Source organism: Campylobacter sp. RM15925, from assembly GCF_012978775.1.
Taxonomy (GTDB): domain Bacteria; phylum Campylobacterota; class Campylobacteria; order Campylobacterales; family Campylobacteraceae; genus Campylobacter_A; species Campylobacter_A canis.
Map to the genome: position 1 here is coordinate 46,927 of NZ_LIWP01000010.1, position 22,904 is coordinate 69,830.

General features: G+C 39.1%; 21 protein-coding genes. 6 read left to right on the plus strand and 15 right to left on the minus strand.

Annotated features, from left to right (window positions below; translation table 11 throughout):
• Positions 1 to 50: 50 nt before the first annotated feature.
• Both CDOM15925_RS07195 and CDOM15925_RS07200 read right to left on the minus strand, forming a co-directional pair.
• A complete protein-coding gene (locus CDOM15925_RS07195) occupies positions 51 to 1,574 on the minus strand; it encodes an AAA family ATPase (protein ID WP_169942559.1) in 1,524 nt (507 codons plus the stop codon).
• On the minus strand, positions 1,567 to 2,442 hold the full coding sequence (locus CDOM15925_RS07200) for an NAD(+) kinase (protein ID WP_169942561.1): 876 nt from the start codon (positions 2,440 to 2,442) through the stop codon (positions 1,567 to 1,569). The genes CDOM15925_RS07195 and CDOM15925_RS07200 overlap by 8 nt, the downstream gene beginning before the upstream one ends.
• 94 nt (positions 2,443 to 2,536) lie before the next feature.
• On the opposite strand from CDOM15925_RS07200, the gene aspS reads away from it, so the two are divergent.
• The 5 genes from aspS to CDOM15925_RS07225 all read left to right on the plus strand — a co-directional run bounded on the left by aspS (position 2,537) and on the right by CDOM15925_RS07225 (position 6,517).
• Positions 2,537 to 4,288 carry an aspartate--tRNA ligase gene (aspS, locus tag CDOM15925_RS07205; RefSeq protein WP_169942563.1) on the plus strand — a complete coding sequence of 584 codons (1,752 nt, stop codon included), beginning with the start codon at positions 2,537 to 2,539 and terminating at the stop codon, positions 4,286 to 4,288.
• Between the two features lie 9 nt (positions 4,289 to 4,297).
• The gene (locus CDOM15925_RS07210; RefSeq protein WP_169942565.1) at positions 4,298 to 4,867 is read left to right on the plus strand and encodes an adenylate kinase; all 570 of its coding nucleotides are present in this window, start codon (positions 4,298 to 4,300) and stop codon (positions 4,865 to 4,867) included.
• A gap of 215 nt (positions 4,868 to 5,082) precedes the next feature.
• Positions 5,083 to 5,466, plus strand: coding sequence for a YgiW/YdeI family stress tolerance OB fold protein (locus tag CDOM15925_RS07215; RefSeq protein ID WP_169942566.1), 384 nt, complete (start codon positions 5,083 to 5,085; stop codon positions 5,464 to 5,466).
• A gap of 291 nt (positions 5,467 to 5,757) precedes the next feature.
• Positions 5,758 to 6,276, plus strand: a complete 519-nt coding sequence (ppa, locus tag CDOM15925_RS07220; RefSeq protein WP_169942569.1) for an inorganic diphosphatase — start codon at positions 5,758 to 5,760, stop codon at positions 6,274 to 6,276.
• A gap of 37 nt (positions 6,277 to 6,313) precedes the next feature.
• Positions 6,314 to 6,517 carry a hypothetical protein gene (locus CDOM15925_RS07225; RefSeq protein WP_169942570.1) on the plus strand — a complete coding sequence of 68 codons (204 nt, stop codon included), beginning with the start codon at positions 6,314 to 6,316 and terminating at the stop codon, positions 6,515 to 6,517.
• Positions 6,518 to 6,822: 305 nt separating this feature from the next.
• On the opposite strand, the gene mnmC is transcribed toward CDOM15925_RS07225, so the two are convergent.
• The 13 genes from mnmC to CDOM15925_RS07290 form a co-directional block, all read right to left on the minus strand.
• The gene (gene mnmC, locus CDOM15925_RS07230; protein ID WP_169942571.1) at positions 6,823 to 8,697 is read right to left on the minus strand and encodes a bifunctional tRNA (5-methylaminomethyl-2-thiouridine)(34)-methyltransferase MnmC2/FAD-dependent 5-carboxymethylaminomethyl-2-thiouridine(34) oxidoreductase MnmC1; all 1,875 of its coding nucleotides are present in this window, start codon (positions 8,695 to 8,697) and stop codon (positions 6,823 to 6,825) included.
• Positions 8,694 to 10,196 carry an N-acetylmuramoyl-L-alanine amidase family protein gene (locus tag CDOM15925_RS07235; protein ID WP_169942614.1) on the minus strand — a complete coding sequence of 501 codons (1,503 nt, stop codon included), beginning with the start codon at positions 10,194 to 10,196 and terminating at the stop codon, positions 8,694 to 8,696. Before CDOM15925_RS07235 ends, mnmC begins: the two co-directional genes overlap by 4 nt.
• A complete protein-coding gene (locus CDOM15925_RS07240; RefSeq protein WP_169942572.1) occupies positions 10,180 to 11,277 on the minus strand; it encodes a nitronate monooxygenase in 1,098 nt (365 codons plus the stop codon). The genes CDOM15925_RS07235 and CDOM15925_RS07240 overlap by 17 nt, the downstream gene beginning before the upstream one ends.
• Positions 11,277 to 12,485: a tyrosine--tRNA ligase gene (gene tyrS / locus CDOM15925_RS07245; RefSeq protein WP_169942574.1), complete on the minus strand. Its 1,209-nt coding sequence runs from the start codon at positions 12,483 to 12,485 to the stop codon at positions 11,277 to 11,279. Before tyrS ends, CDOM15925_RS07240 begins: the two co-directional genes overlap by 1 nt.
• 11 nt (positions 12,486 to 12,496) lie before the next feature.
• The gene (locus CDOM15925_RS07250; RefSeq protein WP_211436702.1) at positions 12,497 to 14,686 is read right to left on the minus strand and encodes a RelA/SpoT family protein; all 2,190 of its coding nucleotides are present in this window, start codon (positions 14,684 to 14,686) and stop codon (positions 12,497 to 12,499) included.
• On the minus strand, positions 14,670 to 14,888 hold the full coding sequence (locus CDOM15925_RS07255; protein ID WP_169942576.1) for a DNA-directed RNA polymerase subunit omega: 219 nt from the start codon (positions 14,886 to 14,888) through the stop codon (positions 14,670 to 14,672). Before CDOM15925_RS07255 ends, CDOM15925_RS07250 begins: the two co-directional genes overlap by 17 nt.
• A 15-nt stretch (positions 14,889 to 14,903) precedes the next feature.
• Positions 14,904 to 15,623, minus strand: coding sequence for a UMP kinase (gene pyrH / locus CDOM15925_RS07260; RefSeq protein ID WP_169942578.1), 720 nt, complete (start codon positions 15,621 to 15,623; stop codon positions 14,904 to 14,906).
• Positions 15,624 to 15,694: 71 nt separating this feature from the next.
• Positions 15,695 to 16,960, minus strand: a complete 1,266-nt coding sequence (locus tag CDOM15925_RS07265) for a murein hydrolase activator EnvC family protein (protein ID WP_169942580.1) — start codon at positions 16,958 to 16,960, stop codon at positions 15,695 to 15,697.
• On the minus strand, positions 16,957 to 17,772 hold the full coding sequence (locus tag CDOM15925_RS07270; protein ID WP_169942582.1) for an FtsX-like permease family protein: 816 nt from the start codon (positions 17,770 to 17,772) through the stop codon (positions 16,957 to 16,959). Before CDOM15925_RS07270 ends, CDOM15925_RS07265 begins: the two co-directional genes overlap by 4 nt.
• Positions 17,759 to 18,430 carry a cell division ATP-binding protein FtsE gene (locus CDOM15925_RS07275; protein WP_169942584.1) on the minus strand — a complete coding sequence of 224 codons (672 nt, stop codon included), beginning with the start codon at positions 18,428 to 18,430 and terminating at the stop codon, positions 17,759 to 17,761. Before CDOM15925_RS07275 ends, CDOM15925_RS07270 begins: the two co-directional genes overlap by 14 nt.
• A complete protein-coding gene (trmB, locus tag CDOM15925_RS07280) occupies positions 18,414 to 19,598 on the minus strand; it encodes a tRNA (guanosine(46)-N7)-methyltransferase TrmB (protein WP_169942586.1) in 1,185 nt (394 codons plus the stop codon). The genes CDOM15925_RS07275 and trmB overlap by 17 nt, the downstream gene beginning before the upstream one ends.
• On the minus strand, positions 19,598 to 20,818 hold the full coding sequence (locus tag CDOM15925_RS07285) for a fibronectin type III domain-containing protein (protein WP_169942588.1): 1,221 nt from the start codon (positions 20,816 to 20,818) through the stop codon (positions 19,598 to 19,600). The genes trmB and CDOM15925_RS07285 overlap by 1 nt, the downstream gene beginning before the upstream one ends.
• Positions 20,748 to 21,734 (minus strand): RluA family pseudouridine synthase, encoded by a 987-nt coding sequence (locus CDOM15925_RS07290; protein ID WP_169942589.1) that lies wholly within the window; start codon positions 21,732 to 21,734, stop codon positions 20,748 to 20,750. The genes CDOM15925_RS07285 and CDOM15925_RS07290 overlap by 71 nt, the downstream gene beginning before the upstream one ends.
• 48 nt (positions 21,735 to 21,782) lie before the next feature.
• Between CDOM15925_RS07290 and CDOM15925_RS07295 the strand changes: the two genes are divergently transcribed.
• Complete coding sequence (locus CDOM15925_RS07295; RefSeq protein ID WP_169942591.1) at positions 21,783 to 22,892, plus strand: FtsW/RodA/SpoVE family cell cycle protein; 1,110 nt, start codon at positions 21,783 to 21,785, stop codon at positions 22,890 to 22,892.
• Positions 22,893 to 22,904 lie beyond the last annotated feature (12 nt).

A 22,904-nucleotide genomic window follows, 5' to 3' on the forward strand; every position in this document is an offset into this window, starting at 1 on the left:
TTAGATATTATCATCTTTTTTCTTTTTTAAAAATAAAATTTCGGACATAACTACCCGTCTAAAAGTTGCTTGGCAAATTCCATCGCCTCTTTGCTTACGGTCTCTCCGCTTATCATTCTGGCAAGCTCAGATATACGCTCGCTGTTTTCAAGCTCTCTTACGATCGATTTTTCTTCAAATTTTTCAACCAAAAAGTGAGAATTTGCCTTTGAGCTAAGTTGAGGCTGATGCGAGATGGCAAAAATCTGATAGAATTTCGCCAAATTTAAAAGCACATTTGCGATACTCATCGCCTCTTTTCCGCTTAAATTCGCATCTATCTCATCAAGGATTATTACCCCTTCTCCGCTTCCTGAAATTTGCGTTTCACTTGTTATAAAGGCAAGTCGCAAGCGGTTTAGTTCGCCCGAGCTTAAATTTTTTAAATTAGTCTCGTTTAAACTCAAAGTTATCTCGTCAACGCCGAATTTATCAAGCGGCTTTTGGCTTATTTTAAGAGTGATTTTGCTCATATAAAGCTCTTTAAGATATGAATTTATAAGCTCTTCAAGCTCTTTTAAATTTTCACTCCTTGCCTTTGTAAGCTTGCTTGACATATCGTTAATCTCGCTTTTTAAAGCGTTAAATTTAGCTTCAAGCAAGCTTTTTTCAAAGCTTATATTTTCATATTTGCTAAGCTCGGCTTTTCGTTTTTTTAAAGTTTCAAGCGCTTCTTCGATGCTTGCGTATCTGCGAATTAGCGAATTTAGTGCTTCGATCCTATCCAAAACGCCTTCTATATCGATATCTTCAAGCTCATCCATATTTAGGTTGTCGCGCGCTATTCTAAGCTCGTTCATACACTCTTCAAAAAAGCTCGCATCTATATCGCTGATATTTAGCGCATCTATGACTGCTCTTTCAGCATGAAATACGGCTTCAGCCCTACTCCAAGCTTCATTTATCTTATCTTTTTTACTAAGGCGTTTTTTTATCTCCATAAGCTCTTCAAATTCGCCTACTTTTGGGCTAACAGACTCTATTTTTGATATCTCAAAGCTTGCAAATTCCTTAAGCTCTTCAATCCTTCTTTCATCTTCTATTATATTTTGCAACTCTTTTGAAATTTGATCAAATTCCTTAAATTTTGCCTCAAATTCCTGCTTAAATTTTAAAAATTCTCCGTTTTTTTTACTTTCGGCGATATCAAGCAAATTTAAAAATCTCTCGTTTTCAAACTCGTTTATCTCTTTGGCGGACAGATATTTTATATGCTCTTTTGCGATTGAGGCGAGATTTTTCTTTGAGATAGCCTGAGAGTTGATAAAATACCTTGTCGCCTTATCTCTAAAAAGCTTAAAAGTATTTATCTGCTCGCTCTCAATCCCATACTCCTCGGCACTGAATTTATACTCCACATCCGCTTCAATCAGCTTTGCGTCGCTATCCTTAAGTCCAAAAACCGCCATTATAGCGCTCATCAAAACCGACTTGCCCGCACCGCTTACGCCGGTAAATACGCTAAGTCCCTCCTTAAATTTCAGCTCAACGCTATCAAAATTTAGATATTCCTTTATCAAAAGCCTCTCAATCATTATAACCCCAGTGAAGTTTTTCTTTTAAAATTTGAAAGTAATCCCTGCCGATATGGCGGATAAATTTTGCCGATTTTTCACTCAAAGCAACGCTAATGCTATCTAAATTTGACATGTTAAACCTATCTTGCCCATCGATAACCAAAACAGCATCGCTTTGGGTTCTAAATTTCATCTCAAACCCTCTTGGAAGCACAACCGGACGCTGAGTAAGCGAATGAGAACATATCGGAGTAACGGCAAAAACATCACTTAACGGATAGATGATAGGTCCGTTTGCGCTCATGTTGTAAGCAGTCGAGCCGATCGGCGTTGATATAAGAACGCCGTCGCCAAAATACGAGTTAAAATCTTTTCCGTTTAAAAGCGCATTGATATGAGCCATAGAGCCTGGCTTCAAGCTTAGTATCGCAGCTTCGTTAAAGGCTATCTTTTTTACCGTATCGCCGCTTTTTTTATGCATAAACACATCAAGCATAAACGGGGTTTCGATATCGAATTTTCCTTCAAAAAAGTCTTTAAAAAACTCTTCGCACTCATCCATCGTGATATCTGTTAAAAACCCAAGTCTTCCTGCGTGAATTCCAAGCACAAACGGCGAAATTTCTGCACTCTGTCTGCAAACTGAGATGATCGTGCCGTCTCCGCCTAAAGAGATTAGAAAATCACAATTTTTAGCCAAATTTATTAGCTCAAAACCCTGTTTATCAACCTCTTTAGCGCAACTTTTTTCAAGCAAAATTTCTACACCGTATTTGGCTAAAATTTTCTCAATCGTCTTTAAATTTTTAGCCAAATCGGCATTTATCTTAGCTATAACTCCGACTTTTTTTACATCGGCAATATTTAAATTTCTCTCTTTTTTCATAGTTTTGATTGTAGCATATTTTGGTTTAAAAGCTCGGCAAAAGCAAAATTTGAGTATAATCAGGCTTTCAAAAACGAATTTTAAGGAGTATCTAATGCGAAGCCATTATTGCGCAGAGCTTAGTGCGGCGGACATCGGCAAAGAAGTCGATCTTTGCGGCTGGGTCAATACATATAGAGACCACGGCGGAGTTATCTTTATCGATTTAAGAGATAGAACAGGGCTAATCCAGCTGGTTTGCGATCCTGCCGATAGCATAAGCGCTCATGAAATAGCGTCAAAAGTTCGCGACGAGTATGTTTTAAAAATTAAAGGCAAGATAAGAGCGCGTGGTGAAGGACTTGTAAATCCAAGGCTAAAGACCGGCGAGATCGAAGTCGTAGTTAGCGAAGTGATAGTTGAAAACCCAAGCGAACCGCTTCCGTTTATGATCAACGATAACTCGGTAAATGAAGACATCAGGCTTAAATACCGATTTTTGGACTTAAGAAACGAGCGCTTGCAAAATATCTTTAAAATGCGCTCAAAGGCTGCGATTGCCGCTAGAAACGCACTTGATAGGCTTGGCTTTATAGAATTTGAAACACCTATCCTAACTCGCGCTACACCTGAAGGCGCAAGAGACTATCTGGTGCCAAGCCGCGTATATCCGGGGCAGTTTTATGCACTTCCGCAAAGCCCTCAGCTGTTTAAGCAGCTTTTGATGTGCTCTGGCTTTGATAAATACTTCCAGATAGCAAAATGCTTTAGAGATGAGGATTTGCGAGCTGATCGCCAGCCTGAATTTACGCAGATTGATATCGAGATGAGCTTTATTAAGCAAGATGATATATTAAATATGGCCGAAGAAGTTCTAAAAGACATCTTTGCAGCCTGCGGATATGATGTCAAAACGCCATTTAGACGCATGAGCTACAAAGAAGCGACCGAGACATACGGCTCGGATAAACCTGATCTTCGTTACGATCTAGCTATGGTTGACGTGATTGATATATTTGCTCGCTCGACAAATGAAATTTTTAGCTCTATCGCAAAAGATCCTAAGAAAAACCGCATAAAAGCGCTTAAAGTTCCAAACGGAGATAATATATTCAGCAAGCGCGAGATGAATAGATTTGAAGAATTTGTGCGCAAATTTGGAGCTCAAGGACTAGGATACTTCCAGATGAAAGAGGACGGATTAAAAGGTCCGCTTTGCAAATTCTTTGAAGAAAAAGACCTTCAAGAGATAGTTGATAGATGCGAGTTAAAACTTGGAGATGTCGTATTTTTCGGTGCAGGCAAGAAAAAGATAGTGCTTGACTATATGGGAAGATTTAGAATTTTCTTAGCTGAGCAAATGGGAATCATCGATCAAGACAGAATGGAATTTTTATGGGTGCTAGATTTCCCTATGTTTGAGCAAAATGACGACGGAAGCTACTCTGCAATGCACCATCCGTTTACCATGCCTAAAAATATAGACGAAGAGGACTTGGAAGATATCCTATCCATAGCTCACGACGTTGTGCTAAACGGCTTTGAACTAGGTGGAGGAAGCGTGAGAATCCACAAAAACGACGTTCAACAAAAGGTATTTAAACTTCTTGGCATAGACGAAGCCGAGCAAAGAGAGAAATTTGGCTTCCTGCTTGACGCACTTAGCTTTGGAGCGCCGCCGCACGGAGGTATCGCGATAGGATTTGACCGCCTTGTGATGCTGGCTACTAAATCAACCAGCATTCGCGACGTCATCGCATTCCCTAAAACACAGCGCGCACAATGCCCTATGACAAAAGCGCCGAGTGAGGCAAATTCCGAGCAACTTCGAGAGCTTGGACTTAGACTAAGAGAAAAAACCAACTAAGGAAATTTGATGAAAAAACTATTTTTGATAATCGGAGCACCGGGAAGCGGCAAGACAACAGACGCAAATTTGATCGCAAAAGGCGATGAGAGCTTTACTCACTACTCCACGGGCGATCTACTTAGAGAAGAAGTTGCCAGCGGAAGCGAGCTGGGCAAACTCATAGACAGCTACATCTCAAAAGGAAATTTAGTCCCTCTTGAAGTAGTTGTAAACGCGATAATAAGCGCTATCAAAAGCTCAAAAACGCCAAATGTCGTGCTTGACGGATATCCTAGAAGCGTCGAGCAGATGAGTGAGCTTGATAAAGTTCTCTCTGCACAGGATGAAATCGCGCTAAAAGGCGTTATCGAAGTTGCCGTTAGCGAAGATGTGGCCAGAGAGCGTGTGCTTGGACGTGCAAGAGGCGCTGATGATAACAACGAAGTATTTAATAACCGCATGAAAGTATATCTTGAGCCAATCGGCGCGATTCGTGAATTTTATTCAGGCAAAAATTTGCTTCACGAGATAAACGGCGAAAGAACGATCGATGAGATCGTGCAAGACATGAGAAAACTAATAAATTCACTTCTATAAAACTACTAAAATTTATTTGCCACGCTTTGTAAATAGAGCAAGATGTGGCAAATTTCCTCTTTTTTAAGTGGCATTATCACTTAACCTTTAGTTAACAAATTCGCATTACAATTCGCTTCAGTTTATAGCAAAATAATACTAGGTTATAAAAACTAAGTTTAGAAGGTTACTCTGATTAGCAGAGTTTAAAAATCAAAAATTTAAAAGGATTAAAAATGTTTAAAAAAATTACAATTTCAGCTCTTTTGGCTAGCTCGCTTCTAGCAAGCGGAGGATTTACGGGCGCTAACGCCAACACGACGCAAAATCAAGGCGGATTTACCGGCAAGGGAAGTGCGACTTTAATGAGCGTAAAAGAGGCTTTAAATTTAAGAGATGACGCCCCTGTGATACTTGAAGGTAAAATAAGATCGCAAATCAGAGCCGAGCACTACGAATTTGTAGGCAAAAGTGGCGATGTAGTCGAGATAGAAATAGACAATCACATCTGGAAAGGCGTAACAGTAGATGAAAACACGCCTATAAGAATCACAGGCAAAGTCGATAAAGATCTTACAAAAACAACAATAGATGTAAAATCTGTTGAAATAATAAAATAACCAGCTATATACCCTAAAGCCCTTTTTAAAACTAAAATTTACAAAAAAGGGCTTTAGACTAAATTTGATTTGCAGATCACCAAAACAGCCATGTAACTTATCATAGCTTTACAAAGGTTAATTCAAGCCAAAATTTTAAAAACCACCTCATCTCAATTTTATTAAATTTAATCTCAAACCTACTTTATCAAGTATCTTAAATCAACTTATGCCAAATGCAAGCTGTCAAATTTAACTTAAATAAAAGCCGCAAATAAGTATAATCACACGCAAATAAACCAAGGAGCAAACATGGATATATCAAAAATCAAAGCGGGCTCAAATCCCGATAAAATCAATGCCGTAATCGAAATCCCATACGGCTCAAACATAAAATATGAAATTTGCAAAGACAGCGGTGCGGTTTTCGTTGATCGAGTGCTGTATTCTGCGATGTTTTACCCTGCAAACTACGGCTTCGTGCCAAATACGCTAGCAGAAGACGGCGATCCTGCCGATATCTTGGTGCTTAACGAGTATCCTTTGCAAGCCGGCAGTGTCATCCCTTGCCGATTGATCGGAGTTCTCGTAATGGAAGATGAGGCGGGAATGGACGAAAAACTTCTTGCGGTTCCTGTTAGCAAGATAGATCCAAGATACGAGAATATAAAAACATACAAAGATCTTCCTGAAGCGACGCTAAATAAGATAAAAAACTTCTTTGAAACCTACAAAATGCTTGAACCGAACAAATGGGTAAAGGTAAAAGAGTTTAAGTGTGCCGATACGGCAAAAGAAATTTTAGATAAAGCGATAAAAAGCTATAAATAATATAAGCCCCTAAATTTGGGGCTTTAAAAGGTAAAATTTGAAACAAATACTACTTATACTAACAGCTTGCGCCTCATTACTTGCCGCTTCTCAAGAAAGAGGCGTCATAGATATGCACGGAGGCAAAACTCAAAAATACGGCGGATTTTCAAAGAAATTTGAAGACTCAAACTCTAGCGGACTTGGCAAATTTAAAGAGCAATCCAAAACTTACAAACAAGACAAATATCCGTCAAAATAAGCAAACCAAGCGCTAAATCATTTGCGTTAAAGAAATTTATCATACCTTTTATATTATCAGGATTGCTTAGATAAATTATATATAAAATCGAAAGCCAAAATATCGTGCGTGCAGCACTCGCCACACCACCGGGCTCAGTCTGAATCGACGGTCTAAACATAGAGATAAAAGCGGTAAAAAACACTATTATAAGAGCAAGGACAAAAAGCTTTTTCATGGATTTATTATAACTATTTATTTTATAAGACGCGATAAATATATCTAGTGTTAATTAATTTGAATAGATCGCGTTTAAATTTTAAAAACTACTTAATGCCCTTTTTCAGCTTTCGTATCAAAAATCTAGCCGGATGAAGTGCGTCAAAAAGGCTCTTTTCTATACATAACGGTCGTTCAAACATAAGATCGCAGATGAGCTCAGCAGCAAGCACGGCGGTGCAGAGTCCGCGCGAGCCGTGAGCGGTATTGATATAGACATTTGGGATATATTTGGCGCTTAAATTTTCGCTTTTATTTTTCGTCCAAAGAAGCGCTTTATAACTATTTTTATAAAATTCCTCATCATAAAGCCTTCCGACAATCGGAAATCTATCTCCGCTATAGCTTCTATAGCCTACTTTTGAGCCTAAAATTTCAAGCTCTTTACTACACAAAAACTCGCCTATATCGGCTAAATTTTTATCATCATCGCTGCTTCTAGGCTCATCTAGTTTTAAATTTCTATCATAGGTTGCGCCGACAACCTGCACGCCGTCAACCTGAGGGCAAACGTAACCTTTTGCGCTAAAAGGCAAGCTTGTTTTGATAGTCTCTTTGATATGCGTAACCTGCCCGCGAACCGAGCTAAGCTGCATGTCAAAATTCGCAAAAAACTCCATACTATCACTACCAATAGCAAGTATCAAAACGTCGCTAATTATGGTTTTTCCATTTTTAAATTTCGCCGATATTTTACCATCTGGCAAATTTTCATAACTCTCAAACTCGTATCCAAGCAAGACATTAGCGCACATGCTTGCAACCTCACACATCTTGCGAGGTCTAGCCTTGGCACCCTCTTTTATAAATGCACTTGGATACGGCAAGCTGCTTAAATTTATATCAAAAACTCCATTTTGACTATCAAATTCCTGCCACTTTAAAAGACGCTCAAGCAGCTTATCTTCATGTGCATAGTCTATGACACCACTAAATTCACACTCGCTTGAACTCATCGTATCTTTATAAAACCTAACGGCCTGCAAAAAAGCGTTCATGTGCATTCTGCCAAGCTCTACCTCTGGCTTTGTGATAAGAGGCATTAAAATTCCAGCATGATTTCCAGAGCCGTTTGTAGCTATCTCGTCTTTCTTTTCAGCCAAAGTAACTTTTACGCCAAGCTCATTTAGCTTATAAGCACTAACGCAACCTGCCACGCCCGCACCTATGATAAGAGCGGTTTTTGTTTTTTTAGAGTTATTTTGCGTGTCATATCTACTAAACCAAGGATTTTTTACTATGCCATTTTCGCTCATAAGTCTAGCGCTTATCATCTCGCGCTTTTTGCCAAAGCCTTTTAGCAATGTAACTTCAAAATTATTTTTAGCAAGAGCGTCTTTTACGACCCTTGCGCTTGAATATGTTCGCAATATCGTATCTGTTTTGCTTAGATAACAAATCCCCTTAAAAACCTCATCGCTCCACATACTATCGTTTTTGCTCGGCGCAAATCCGTCCATAAACCAGATATCGGCTCTAAATTCAAGCTCGGACAAAATTTGATCGATCTTGCCAAAGCAAAGATCAAGTGTGATACGTGAATTTGCAAAATTTAGCCGGTGAAATCCTTGTATAAGCGGCGGATAGCTTTTTATAAGCTCATTTGAAAGCTCTTTAAAAACACCTAAATTTTGATAAATCTTAACAAGATCTTCCTTGTTGATAGGGTTTGCCTCGATGCTAACATAATGCAAAAATTTACTTGAGTCTTTAAATTTATTTAGCGTTGTTAAAAAATTTAGCCCCGCTCCAAAGCCCGCTTCAGCGATAATAAACCGATCTTGCCTCTCCCAAATTTCATCAATTGCACTTGCAAACACATATTCGCTCTCGCCGGCAGGATTATCGGCGCTAAAGTATATATCTCCAAAATCCTCGCTATAAGCAACTCCGTCTTTAAATGAAATTTGAGCGGTTTTCATTGCTGATTTGCAAAATAGACATCAACGCCATTAGCAATTCCTTTAGCGATAGCGTCTTGGTAGTTTGACTTACTTATGAGTTTGCCTTCATCAGGATGTGAGATGTAGCCCACTTCAAGCAAAACAGCGGGCATAAGCGCACCCACCAGAACCCAAAACGGAGCCTCTCTTACTCCACCGTCAACGACCTTTGAATTTATCTTTTTGGTTCTGGCAAGAACCTCTCTTTGGATATCGATAGCAAGCTTGTTTGAGGCTATAATCTTTTCTCTGTTTAAGAAATTTAAAAAGGTCTGTTTAGAGAAAAAATTCATCTCGTCTATGTCCGATTTGTTTTCAAGCGCGGCTACATTTTTGCTGCGCTCGCTTCTTGCAGGCGAGAGGAAAAATGTCTCGATACCTTGCATAACTTCGCCTTTTTGCTTATTCGGAGCGGCATTTGCGTGTATAGAGATGAAAAGATCGGCAAGCTTGTCGTTAGCAAGCTTGGTTCTACTTCTGAGGTTTATAAATTTATCCTTTGTGCGGGTATAATACACCTTATATCCGCGTTTTTTCAGCTCATCGCCGGTCTTTAAAGCGATATTTAGCACGATATTTTTCTCTTTTAGCTTTCCGTTTATAGCGCCCGGGTCATCGCCGCCGTGTCCTGCGTCAAGAACGATAGTCTTGCCGCCGGTTTTTTTAATAGGTATCGCGCCTTTATTTGAGCTTTGCTCGTTTTGAACTTGCTTTTTATCCTGCTTCAAGCTTTTTTGCTTATCGTCTTTAGCTACTTTTAAAGAAGGCTTTTTTTGTCCCGCTATTATAAAATGAACCGAATTTGCATCTATATAAAAATCAAGCTTTTGCTCTTTTTTGTTTGAAAAAACCACCCGAATAGTATTTTTATCAAACTGACTTACTCTAACTTCTTCTGAAAGCACATCTTTAAAAGTGTGAGATTTGCTTGTCCAAACGCCTCTGAAATCATATACGTTTCTAAACATCCCTTGAGTGTTCAAAAGCATATGTTTGATATCGCTTGGGTGTAAGGGTTGATTGAATTTAATCTCAAAACTATCTTCATTTTTGATAATGGCAAGAATTTTTAAAGGATTTTTCTTAGTAGAGCCTTTATCTATGATGATAGTCTCTTCTTCTACATAAGTTTGCTTTTTTGCATCCTTTTTAGCAGACGTCTTGGTGCTTTTGGTATCGGCTTGTCCGATATTTTTACCTTGATTTATTGTAGCAAGCTCTTTTTCATAAGGCTGTGCGTCAAGCTGAAGAGCCTTTGAACTCTCAATAAGCCTTTTTAAAGTTTCTACTTTGGTCTTGGTGTCGTTATCGATAATTGACTTGATATAAAGGCTCTTCATGTCGTGATGAAGCTCAAGCTTAACTTTTTTGCTCGCATTAGTAAAAGCGCTGTCAAATTTCTTAAGCCTTGCGCTATCGGCGTATGAAAAACCGACAATCAAGAGCAATAATAGTAAAATTCTACCTATCTTCGCCATGTAAAAGTTTTGCAAAAAGTCTCTTTACGCTTATTATCTCTGTTAGTTTATATCCGTTAGCACCCGTAAAAAACAGCCCCGTTTCTTTGCGTCCTGAAAATGCGTCAAAAAGTCTATCGGCTATACAGTAGCCGACCTCTTTTGCCTCTTTTCCTCTTTGGCAAGGAGCTACGCAGTTGCTTATGCAGCTTATCTTTGGTCCGGCCTTTTGATCCACTAAATTTATAAGATTTGTCCTAACTCCTCTAGCAGGATAGCCTACAGGGCTTTTTATAAGCTCGATATCCTCTTTTTTAGCGTTTAGCAAGACTTCCTTAAAGCCTTCGCTAGCATCGCATTCATGCGTTCCTATAAACCTAGTTCCCATCTGAACGCCGTTTGCACCAAGAGCCATAACTCTTTTGATATCGCTATTATCCCAAATTCCGCCGGCTACTATTAACGGGAAATCGCCCCACTCTTTAATCTCCTCTTTTACCGGCTTAATCAAATTTTCAAGCTGATATTCAGGATCAAGGCACTGCTCGTAAGTAAAGCCCTGATGTCCTCCGCTTAAAGGACCTTCAAGCACAACGGCATCAGGCAAGCGGTTATATCTCATACTCCAGCGTTTGCAGATGATCTTAAGAGCTTTAGCCGAAGATACTATAGGCACAAGAGCTACTTCTTTAAAATTTTGCGTAAATTCCGGCAAATTCGTAGGCAGCCCCGCTCCGCTTATGATCACGTTTATACCGTGCTCGCAAGCATCCTTTACGATACGAGCATAGTCGTTACTTGCGCAAAGCACATTTATACCAAGCGGCAAATTTCCGCAAATTTTTCTTGCGTTATCGATGACAGCCTTAAGTCCCTCGCGCGAATAGAAATTCTCGCTTCCCAAAGGCTTTGAGTTAAGCTCTTTTGTGATATGAGTTCTGTTTTCATAATACCCCGTTCCAACCGAGCTAATCACTCCAAGTCCGCCTTCTAGGCTAACATTTCCGGCAAGTCTGTCCCAGCTTATGCCAAGCCCCATTCCGCCTTGAACTATCGGATACTTTATCTCGTATTTTCCGATTTTGATCGAGCTAAATTCCATTAAATTACCTTTAGTCTTGCAAATTTTCTCTTACCGACTTGCAAAACATACTCGCCCGAGTCAAGTTTCATCTGCTCATCACCTATTTTTATCTGATTTACACTAACGGCATTTGCCGCTATGTCGCGTCTTGCTTGCGAATTAGTAGAGCTTAGCTTGCAATGAGCAAGAGCTTCCACTATCCAAACGGGCGCTTTTAGGCTAAATTCCTCTATATCGGTTGGAATTTGATTTTGCGAATGCACTCTATCAAATTCAGCCTTAGCCTCATTGGCTTGCTCTTTGCCGTGATATCTAGCGGTGATCTCAAGAGCAAGGGCCTCTTTGACCGCTTTTGGATGAGCCTTGCCGTTTGCGACTTCGTCTTTTAAAATCTTAATTTCACTTAAACTTTTTTCACTTAAAAGCTCGTAATATCTCCACATAAGCTCATCGCTCACGCTTAAAATTTTGCCGAACATATCGTTTGCGTTGTCCGTCACGCCGATATAGTTTTTAAGGCTTTTACTCATCTTATTAACCCCGTCAAGACCCTCAAGTAAAGGCATCATGATGACGGCTTGCTCTTTTCCGACATTATAAATTCGCTGCAAAGTTCTTCCCATAAGAAGGTTAAATTTCTGATCCGTTCCGCCCATTTCGATATCGCATTTCATCGCTACACTATCATATCCTTGAAGCAGCGGATATAAAAATTCGCTTATCGATATTGAAGCTCCGCTTTTAAATCTCTTTTCAAAATCGTCTCTTTCAAGCATTCTAGCTACAGGAAACGTGCTTGTAAGCTCAACTATGCCTGCCGAGCCAAGCTCGTTTAGCCATTTTGAGTTAAACATTATCACCGTTTTTTCGGGATCTAAAATTTTAAAAACCTGCTCCTCGTAAGTTTTAGCGTTTTTTGCTACGGTATCTTTATCAAGCTTCTTTCTTGTTTCGCTTTTGCCTGTCGGATCGCCGATTTGCCCCGTAAAATCGCCTATTAGAAACTGAACGATAGCACCGTGTTTTTGCAAAAGCGCCATCTTTTGAAGCACTACCGTATGACCAAGGTGTAAATCAGGAGCCGTCGGATCAAAGCCGGCTTTAACGTAGAAATTTTCACCCTTTTCGTAGTAGTTTTTAACTAAATTTACAACCTGCTCTTCGCCGATTATCTCCGCAATACCCTTTTTAATCTCTTCTATTATCTTTAAAATTTTCTCTTGCACTGCCTCTTTCCTTAATTTTGATGATAAGCATCATCAAGCGATATAAATTCCATTATCTTATAGCGATCTTTTAATCGCTCTTTTATCTCAGCCATATCTAAATTTTCTCCGATTTCTACGGTTAGATCAAAGAGATCGGCCGTAGCGTCGTGAGTCTCTAAAAGAGTTATTGTAGCTAAATCAACTTGCATTCTAGCAAGATATGTTAAAAATTCAGCCAAAGAGCCTCTGCGATTTTCAAGACTTAAGATGATCTTGTATCTATGCGGAGCATTGCGAGTCCATTTGACAAATATCATTTCGTTTTTATCCTCAACAAGCTTCATCGCTCGCTCGCAAAGCTTATGATGAACTGTTACGTGAGATCCGCTCCTAAAGCCAAGGATATCATCGCCTCTTTTTGGATTGCAACAATAATCAAACTCAACGGTTGCTATTTTGTGATTTGAGTAGATAACTATATGATCAAATTTTTGCTTTCTAACAAGATATTTATCCGTTAGCCTAAGCGCAAATGGCCTATCTTTTCTTATGTATTTTTTAAGTGCATTTACGACATCTTGCAGATACACCGAGTCATAAGCGGCTTTAAAAATTTTCTTAGTTAGCTTTTCGCTCTCTAGCCAAACCAGAATTCTATTTGTAGAAACCCCGAAAATTCCGCTTAAAATTTCAAGCGCTACGAGGTTGTTTATGTCTTTTATCTTTTGTTTGCAAAGCGATCTTATAGTGGCTTTTGCCTTGCCCGTCTTTACGCTTCCAAGCCAAGAACAGCGATATTTAGGCTCATCTCCGGTTACTATATTTACTATATCGCCGTTTTTAAGCTCAGTTAAAAGCGGCACTCTCATACGATTTATGTAAGCTTCTTTTGCGTGAAGCCCTATCTCGGTGTGAATTTCATATGCATAATCAAGCGCCGTAGCGCCACGTGGCAGGGTAAAGATATCTCCCTTTGGCGAATAAACGGCTATATCCTCTACATAAAGGCTGTCTTTTGCGTATTCGTATAGCTCTTCGGGATTGTTTTCAGTCTCGTTTTGCATGCCGATATCGCTTAACCAGTCAAGCTTAGGATTTAAAAACCCGCCGTTTTTATACTTCCAATGAGCTGCAACTCCGTATTCTGCGGTTTTATGCATATCAAATGTGCGAATTTGAACTTCAAATATGCTTTTATTATCAAAAATCGTAGTGTGAATTGTTTGATAGCCGTTTTGTTTAGGAAGCGCGATGTAATCCTTAAATCTTGAAATGAGAGGGTTGAAATTTATGTGTAAACTTCCAAGAGCAAGGTAGCAATCCTTAGGCTGCTTAACTAAAATTCTAGCCGCCAAAAGATCAAGCACCTCTTCTATAGAGATACCCTTTCTTTGCATTTTTAGGTATATGGAGTAGTGATGCTTAACCCGCTTTTGTATCTCAAAACTACCTTCGGTAAAGCCGTTTTGCAATAAAATTTGACTAAGTTTATCAATAAATGAATTTAGCTTAAGCTGAAGCTGCTGCTTATGCTCGATTATGTAGTCATCTATCTTCTTATACTCTTGCGCAAGTGCATACTTAAAGCTTAAATCCTCAAGCAAATTTTTAATCGAAGAAATTCCAAGCCTGTGCGCGATCGGGGCATAAACCATAAGAGTTTCTTCGGCGATTCTTTTTTGCTTATCAAGCCTTAAGGCGTCAAGAGTAAGCATATTATGAAGCCTATCGCAAAGCTTAATCACAAGCACACGCACATCTTCAATCGACACCAAAAGCATCTTGCGAAAAGTCATCGCCGAGGCCGCAAGTCGCTCGTTAGAATCAGAACTTGCAAGCTTATCTTCTCTAATCGCAACAATCTTAGTGAGCCCCTCAACCAGCTTAGCTACCTCTTCGCCGAATTCCTCTTGTAAATTTTCAGTAGAGCATTCTGTATCTTCAACTACATCGTGCAAAAGCGCAGAGATGATCATGCTGTCATCCCCACCCATATGAGCAACTATTGAAGCTACTAAAATAGGATGTATAGCGTAAGGTTCTCCGCTTTTTCTAAACTGCCCCGCATGAAAAGTTATACACCAATCAATAGCCTTTTCGACATTTGGAGTAACTTCAAACAAAGAGTATAGTATCTCTTTTGCTTTTGTAACATCTCTGCAATCAGAAATTTTATCAACGAGTTGCTCTAAAAAAAGCCCGTTACTTGCTATCTTCAACTATACCCTCTAAGCCGATTTTTCCTTCGGCTATTTCGCAAAGCGCAATATCTGCAAATTTCATCTTGCTTACATCTTTATCAAGCAAACTTTTAGCTCCTGCAGCAAGCGCTTCAGCACGCTTTGCCACCACTAAAGAAAGCTTATATCTATCGTTTCCTACTGTCTTTAACGCTCTTGCGGCTACTTCTTCTAGTCTCATCATCTCTCCTTAAATTTAGTTTTTAACTACCGAACAAAATGCCGATTCGTCTTCGTTGATAATGCTTAATAAATTTCCGTCCTTAAACATATTGCATACTAAAATCGGTAGTTTGTTATCCTTAGCAAGAGCTATGGCCGTATCATCCATAACTTTTATATTGTCATTCATAGCCACTTCATAGCTAAGCTCTTTTAGTAGTTTGGCATCATCAAATTTTTTCGGATCTTTATCATAAACACCATCTACTTTAGTAGCTTTTATGATCATATCCGCATCAATCTCAATAGCCCTTAGGGTCGCAGCCGTATCGGTCGTAAAGAACGGATTTCCCGTTCCTGCTGCAAATATAACTACGCGTCCTTTTTCAAGATGCCTTTGAGCGCGTCCTACGATAAAGGTCTCGCAAATCGCCTCCATCTTGATAGCGCTTTGAACGCGCACGCTTAAGCCTGTTTTCTCAAGCGCCTCTCTCATGGCGATTGAGTTTATCACGGTAGCAAGCATACCCATATGATCGCCGCTTGTGCGCTTGATAATGCCGTCTTTTGCCGCACTTACGCCTCTTATGATATTTCCGCCGCCTATAACTATACCTACTTCAACGCCGTTTTCAACAAGTCCTTTAATCTGATTTGCGATAAATTTCAAAATTCCGTTATCTATCCCAAATCCGCTCTCACCTGCTAACGCCTCGCCCGAAAATTTAACCAACACTCGCTTTTTACGTTCCATAAATTCTCCTTAAAATTTACACATTTTAGCAAATTTGTGTTTAAATTTTACTAATTCTAAGCCCTAAACGGCTATTTAAGGCTTATCATCTCAAGCGGATTTATGTGGTAGTTTTTCTGTGTAACTTCAAACGTAAGATCTCTTGCCACGCGTCCTATAACATATCCTCTAGGAACTTTTGAGCCGACTTTTATCGTAGGAGCTATCTGGCTTAAATGAGCATATATAGTGTGAATTCCGTTTGCATTTTCTATGATCACCACCTTATCAAGCATAGCCGTATCTTTAGCAAAGACTACTTTACCGCTTAGCACGCTTTTAACCTTGGCATTTGGCGAATTTGAGCTAAGAACTACCGATTCGTTAAAAATTTTAATGTTATATATAGGGTCTATATAGTTGCCGAATTTTTGCTTTACGGTAAAGCTATCAAGCGGAGCTATGGTCTTTTCGCCGCTATATTTTTTTACTTTACTTGCCTGATAACTTGATCCTATCTGCTTAACGTCGCTGTCATCGGGAGTGGTTTTATTTATCACTATTTGAGTGCTTCCGTCAGATTTTTTATCTTTGGATTTTTTAGCCGCCTCTTTAGCCTTTTTTTCAGCCTCTTTTTTGGCCGCTTCACTCTCTTCTTTGGCTAGTATCTTAAGCTGTTCAAGCGTCTTCCTGATCTCTTTTTGCTCTTTGTGGATGACTGAAAGCTGCCTTGAGTAGTTATTTTTATCTTTTTTTAAATTTGCAAGCGTCTTTGACTGAGCCTCTTGCAAAGCGGCAAGCTCTGATTGCTTTTCTTTATATCCTTTAAGGTTTGATTTGATATTTTCTATCTTTTTGTTTTGCGTTTTTATAAGTTCCAGCGTCTTTTCATAATCTTTTGCCAAATTTTTAAAATCCTCTTTAAGCACGCTATTTAAATTTGATAAAATTTCAGTGGCGATAATGCTTTCGTTGCTATCTTCATACTCTTTTGGAGTTATAAGATCAAACGCAAAATGATCCGCTATTATACGTATCAAGCTTTGTTCGATATATTTTTGATTCTCAAGAAGCTCTTTATTTTGCTCGGTTAGATCTCTTAGTTCGGAATTTGCGTCTATAGCGTTTTTTTCAAGATCGGCTATCTGAGCGATAACCTCTTTCATCTTCTTGTCGCTTTGCTTAACCGCATCTTCACCCGCTAAAATATCTTTTGCAAGATCGTCAAGCTTTTTATTAAGCTGTTTTTCTATCTCTTTTGAAATTTCCAAAGATGAGGTTTGAACCTTGATCTTTTCGTTTGTAGTCGCACAAAAAGCAAGTGAAAAACAAAAAAATAAAAGAGTAAAAATTCTCATAAGCTCTCTTTTTTAGCTCGTCTCATCACAAAGCTAACCGCTATTATGCTTAAAATAAGCGATATGCCAAGAAGCGTCGCTCCATCAACTATGATGTCGATTTTGGCTAGGTCTATACCCACTTCACTTGCCGTAGCTTTTATGATCTCAAAATCAGGAAGCATGATATAAAGAGCCACAACGCAAACCGTAGCTATAAAAGAATCAATCACAGCGATCTTGTAAAGAACTCCAGATTTTAGCCAAAAGGAAGCGCCAAAAAGCGTCATGATATCAATTCTCTCTTTATGTTCATAAAGCCAAATTCTCATCTGCTTAAATAGCAACATAAGCCCTATAACAAGTATCAATAGCGAGAAAATTTGAGATATTTTCTTGATCAGCTGAAGAATTTTGTAAATTTTATCGTGAGTTTTTGAAAATGTCTCAACCTTGCTCACTCCGTCTATTTTTAAAATTTTATCTCTTATTTCGTTCATATAGCCGGTGCTTGGAAAGCTATTTAGCTTGAGCGAATAAAATTTAGGCAAGGCATTTTCAAGAGCTGATATATTTTTAGCCGAAATATCCTTAGATAGTCTATCAAGGACGGATTTAGCGCTTAAGCTTTCAATGGATTCAAAAGTATTTACCATCGGCTTTATCATGCTTTCGTCCAGCTCTTTTGAGCTTACGATTATGATGTTGTAATCTTTATTCATCAATCTTTCATAATCTTTTATAGTATTTTCCGTAAGCGTTATAAACTGAACGCAAAAAAGTAGCGCTATCAGCGGAAAGATCACTCCCAAATGGTTTTTAAGCGATCTCATGCAAGCCTCCGTTTTCTATAACGAAATGGCGATAAGGTATGCGCAAAGTTGCGGGAATTTTATGCGTTACGACCACTACGCAAGTTCCCAAAAACTCTTTTGCCGATCTCAATAAAGACCAGATCACATCGCTTGAGTAATCATCCAAATTCCCCGTAGGCTCGTCACATAAAAGCAGATGCGGATTGTGCGCTAAGGCTCTTGCCATGGCCACTCTTTGCTGCTCGCCGCCGCTTAGCTCAAGCGGATATTTATGGGATTTATGAAGCAAATTTACATGCTTTAGCAACTTTTGGGCTTGGTTTTTGCAAACGTTTTGCGAAAGTCCTTTTATCATCAAAGGCAGCATGACGTTTTTTTCAACACTCCATTCGTTTATAAGGCGGTAGTTTTGAAAGATGATACCGATCTTTTTTCTTAATTCGTCCAGCTTGCCTTGCTTGATGTTTGCCATCTCGCTTAAGCAGACGTTTAAAGAGCCCGAATACGGCTTGATCTCTCCGTAAAGTGATTTTATTATCGTTGATTTGCCGCTTCCGCTCTTGCCTGTTATTAAAACAAAATCGCTCATATCTATTTCGAAATTCACATTTTGCACGATGAGTTCGCTTTGAGTATAACCCAAAGATAGCTCTTTAGCGCTAATTATTTTTTGCATTCGCCAAATACTCCTTTAACGCCAGATGCGCCTTTAAATTTTCCCTTGTAACAAGCGGTTTTTTGATTAGATATTCACACTTCTGATTTCCAACCAAGACATAGCAATGCTCCGGTGAAGCAAAAGCTCCAAATGCCACACGAATTAAAATTTCACCGCTTTCTAGCTCAAATTTCTCCTCTAAATGCAAAAAGCAATCATCCATTTTTATAGTGAAATTTTTAAAATTCGAAGCTATTTTTTGCGTATCGTATCCATGCTCAAATTTTAGTTCATCAAGCATTTCAAGCTCAGGACTATAAGCCTCGCACTCAAAAACAGCGTCGTAGATGTCCTTAGACTGCTTTTTCCATCTGTCTTCATATTTACTACTGACGGCTAAATTTCTATTTTTATAAATGCTTAGCTTTGCACTTGTAAGATTTAAAATTTGCTCTATCGTGTAGTCGGTATAAGCTCTTGAATCGCTTCTAAGCTCAAATTTGCCGCCATTTTTTAGCGTTCTTTCACACTCTTTTATAAATTTTTCAGACACTACCCTTCTGTGAGGTGCATCATCCCAAGGGACAGGAAAATGAAGAAAAATTCTATCTATAAAATTTGATTTTATAAGAGATAAAAGCAATCTAGCATCGGTATTTATAAGCGCTACATTGCTTAAATTTTTAGCTTTAGCAAGCTTTGCAACCTGCTCTAACGAGGGTTTATAAACCTCTATGCCGATTACCAGCGCATCCGCGTTAGTTTCGGCTTGATAGAGCAAGTGTCTGCCAGAGCCAAAGCCGATCTCTATAAAAATTTTGCTAAATTTAGACTCTTTTAAAATTTCTAAAATTTCATTAGTATCAACGATAGCTGATGATTTTTGAGTTAGATGAGTTTTTTTAACAGCCATCGCTTCGGTTAAAATTTCTTTACAATTTAGCTCTTTAAATTTAACCAAAGCGCGTTGCAAAAGCCCTATTTTGGCTGGCTTTGTAAGCTTTTCACCTTTTATCACAAAGCCTTCTTTTTCACGCTTTTTAATGACTATAAAAAACTCCTCGCCGCCGCTTTTGGTGTAGATCAAATTTGAGTTTCTACCCTTTGCTTCCCACTGAAATTTGATATCTTCATCGCCGAAAGGCAAAGGGTTAAATTTTAAGTTTTTGGCTACGAAATTTGGCATTATTCGATACTTACCGATGCCTTTTTGGACTCGTCTGAATTTATGCCGTATTCATCTACGGCGATTACTTTATAAGTGTATTTAAGTCCGTAAGCTACGTTTGTATCGATAAATTCGTTGCCTGTTATATTTGTAAATTTTTGCTCTCCGCTATTGCCGCCCTCTCTTATGACCGTATAGCTTCTTGCCTTTTCGGAACTACTCCACTGAAGCTTCACCGCAGAGCTATCCGCAACGATTGAGGTTACTACCGGAGCTTCCATTGCCGCTAACGTAGATCCCACTACGGCTTCTTCCGGACGCTTTGACTCAAGACCGTCTTTATCTACGATAGTGATCTTATAGTATCTTGTAGCGCCGTTTTCGTTTATTAAATCCTCGTAGCTATTGGTTTTGGTTTTAGCAAGATAGGTGTAAGGCAGAAACTTATTTGAAGCGCTGTAAATTTTATAGTATCCAAAATCATCGCTTGCTACGCTATCCCAAGTTAAGATGATCTTTTTAGGAGTGTTGTTGCTGGCTTGAATGTTTGTCACCGTGCTAGGAAGCGGCTTGGTCGTAGAATCGACTATGGCACTTGGCTTTGAGACGGTTCCCGTGCTTGTTTTTACAAAAACTCGATACTTATAAGCTCTGCCCGATTTTACGCTATCGTCTATGTATTCGGCATTTAGCCTGCCTTTAACCTCTGCGATCTGTCGCCAGTTTTCCTTGCCGATGTCAGCTTTTTCGACTATATAAGAAGCTACGCGAAGATCAGGGTGCGGTCTCCATATAAGCTTAACGCGCTCAGGCAAATTTGTAAGCGCTCTAACGAACGGCACCGAGTCCATAAGAGCTTTAGTGCTTGCACTTATCATGACACCGGAGTTTGAAATTTGCTTATTTGCGTTATATGTTCTCATTTCGTATGAATATGTCGTTTCAGGAGCCAAATTTGAATCCACGTGGTGGCTTGCGAAGCGATCTTTGATGTCTGCTACCACTTTCATCTTTCCATTGTTTTCGTTCGGATTTGAACGATACAGATAATACCCCGCCACTTCAGGGCTTGGCGTAGGCGTCCATTCAAAGCCGATTTCGGTCATATCGCTTATGGTTTTTAAATTTTGGATAGTCGGCAAGCTTGCATTGACTTGCGTAGGCGTGCTAGGAGATACGCAGCCACTTATCACAACCGCTAAAAGCGTCAAAGAGCCCTTTAAAATCAATTTTTTCATCAATAGTCCCTTTCTCAAATTTACTCAGTAAAATTTCTTCAAAATCGCCCCAAATAGAAGCGACAAAACTCATATGCTCACCGCTACTGGGATGCTTGAAATAAAGTCCGTAGGCGTGAAGCATAACTCGTTTGATTTTATCATTTTCGCTCTTAAATCCGTATAAAGTATCGCCTAAAATATGGCGGTTTATGCTTGAAAGATGAACTCTTATCTGATGAGTTCTGCCTGTAAAAAGTTTAGCCGCGATCAAATTTACATTTCCGCTTTCCGCCAAATTCAAAAAGGCGCTTTTAGCCTCTCTTCCGTCTTTAGTAATGGCTTTTTTAAGGCGATTATTTGGATTTCTGCCTATCTTTCTTTCAATTACGCAAGCTTCTTTTAGCGGCAAATCAGTGACGGCAAGATAAATTCTGCCCATTGTTTTATCGCTAAGCTGAGCGGAAAGTGCCGCGTGAGCGCGGTTGTTTTTAGCAACCACTATCGCTCCGCTAGTGCCTTTATCCAGCCTATGAACAATTCCTGCCCTACTCTCTCCGCTTAAGGTAGAGAGCAAAAAGCCCTTTTTGCCAAGCCAATCCACAAGAGTGGCCTCCTTAACGCTTGGCGCGCCGTGCACGACTAAATTTGCAGGTTTATTTAGCACGATAAGATCATTATCTTCATAGATGATCGGCACATCAAAATCAGCTTCAAATTCTAAATTTTCACTCACGGCTTCTTTGAGCTCAACTTCGATAACATCGTCTAAATTTAGCTTAACCGAGCCTTTTAAAACAGGTTTTAAATTTAGCTTTACACATTCGTTTTTGATTAAATTTGAAATTTGATTTCTTGAAATTTTAAGCTTTAAGGAAAGATAACTGTCGATTCTTTCGTTTATATTAAGCGCCTCTACGACGATAGTTTGGTTCAATCCATTACCTTTTTGTGTTATAATTCGGCTAAAAACAAGGCGAAAATTTTGATAAGACTTGATAGGCGAATTTTAACTCATTTTGATTTTGTGCAGCCCATTTTAATACTGCCTATTATAATTTTATCATATATTTTAGTACTAGAAGCAAACAGTGTCTTAGCCAGTAAGCAGATAGTTTATTTTGCGGTTGGCTTTTTGGCTTTTGGATTTTTTTTCTTGCTGCCGATTAAAAAGATCGAATGGATAATTCCGATGTTTTATTGGATTTGTATCATACTTTTAATAAGCGTTGATCTCTTTGGCGTAACCAAGCTTGGCGCAAAACGTTGGCTTGAAATTCCATTTGTCAACTTTACTATCCAGCCTTCAGAGATCATGAAGCCGTCATTTTTGCTTATGCTAGCATACCTCATCAAGCGCAGACCGCCTGACATCAAAGGATACGGGCTTAAGGATTTTTTGATATTTAGTTTTTACATACTTTTGCCTACATTTTTGATTATGAAAGAGCCTGATCTTGGCACGGCTCTTATACTTCTTATCGTCGGATACGCCGTACTTTTTGTGATCGGGGTTAATAAAAAAATTTGGATTACTATCTTTGTAGCTATCGGAATTTCCGCACCTCTTATCTATGAAAACGTCCTTCACGACTACCAAAAAAAGCGAATAACCGATTTTTTAAGCGAAGAGTCAAGCTATCACGTGCGCCAAAGCATAATCGCCATAGGAAGTGGTGGACTTACGGGCAAACCAAAGGATGAAGCCACTCAGACTCACTTTAAATTTCTGCCGATTTCTACGAGCGATTTTATCTTTGCCTATACGATTGAGCGATTTGGCTTTATAGGCGGTCTTGGCTTGCTTATGCTTTATGGCTTTTTGATAGCTCACTTGCTTAGTCTAAATTACGGTCTAAAAGATGATTATTTCACGCAGGTTATCACGACGGGAATTGGAATTTTGATATTTATCTATGTCAGCGTAAATATCATGATGACTATCGGATTTGCGCCCGTTGTTGGCGTGCCGCTACCATTTTATAGTTACGGCGGAAGTAGTTTTGTGACGTTTTTAAGCCTGTTTGGAATTTTACAAAATTTGCTTACTTTTAGATTTGATCCTACATACCGCTTTGTGAAGATTAAATTTTAATTTAAGCCAAAT

Bases quoted from the DNA above. Each gene is read 5' to 3' on its own strand.
- CDOM15925_RS07195 (WP_169942559.1), bottom strand. From the start codon at position 1,574: ATGATTGAGAGGCTTTTGATAAAGGAATATCTAAATTTTGATAGCGTT.
- CDOM15925_RS07200 (WP_169942561.1), bottom strand. From the start codon at position 2,442: ATGAAAAAAGAGAGAAATTTAAATATTGCCGATGTAAAAAAAGTCGGA.
- aspS (WP_169942563.1), top strand. From the start codon at position 2,537: ATGCGAAGCCATTATTGCGCAGAGCTTAGTGCGGCGGACATCGGCAAA.
- CDOM15925_RS07210 (WP_169942565.1), top strand. From the start codon at position 4,298: ATGAAAAAACTATTTTTGATAATCGGAGCACCGGGAAGCGGCAAGACA.
- CDOM15925_RS07215 (WP_169942566.1), top strand. From the start codon at position 5,083: ATGTTTAAAAAAATTACAATTTCAGCTCTTTTGGCTAGCTCGCTTCTA.
- ppa (WP_169942569.1), top strand. From the start codon at position 5,758: ATGGATATATCAAAAATCAAAGCGGGCTCAAATCCCGATAAAATCAAT.
- mnmC (WP_169942571.1), bottom strand. From the start codon at position 8,697: ATGAAAACCGCTCAAATTTCATTTAAAGACGGAGTTGCTTATAGCGAG.
- CDOM15925_RS07235 (WP_169942614.1), bottom strand. From the start codon at position 10,196: ATGGCGAAGATAGGTAGAATTTTACTATTATTGCTCTTGATTGTCGGT.
- CDOM15925_RS07240 (WP_169942572.1), bottom strand. From the start codon at position 11,277: ATGGAATTTAGCTCGATCAAAATCGGAAAATACGAGATAAAGTATCCG.
- CDOM15925_RS07255 (WP_169942576.1), bottom strand. From the start codon at position 14,888: ATGAGACTAGAAGAAGTAGCCGCAAGAGCGTTAAAGACAGTAGGAAAC.
- pyrH (WP_169942578.1), bottom strand. From the start codon at position 15,623: ATGGAACGTAAAAAGCGAGTGTTGGTTAAATTTTCGGGCGAGGCGTTA.
- CDOM15925_RS07265 (WP_169942580.1), bottom strand. From the start codon at position 16,960: ATGAGAATTTTTACTCTTTTATTTTTTTGTTTTTCACTTGCTTTTTGT.
- CDOM15925_RS07270 (WP_169942582.1), bottom strand. From the start codon at position 17,772: ATGAGATCGCTTAAAAACCATTTGGGAGTGATCTTTCCGCTGATAGCG.
- CDOM15925_RS07275 (WP_169942584.1), bottom strand. From the start codon at position 18,430: ATGCAAAAAATAATTAGCGCTAAAGAGCTATCTTTGGGTTATACTCAA.
- trmB (WP_169942586.1), bottom strand. From the start codon at position 19,598: ATGCCAAATTTCGTAGCCAAAAACTTAAAATTTAACCCTTTGCCTTTC.
- CDOM15925_RS07285 (WP_169942588.1), bottom strand. From the start codon at position 20,818: ATGAAAAAATTGATTTTAAAGGGCTCTTTGACGCTTTTAGCGGTTGTG.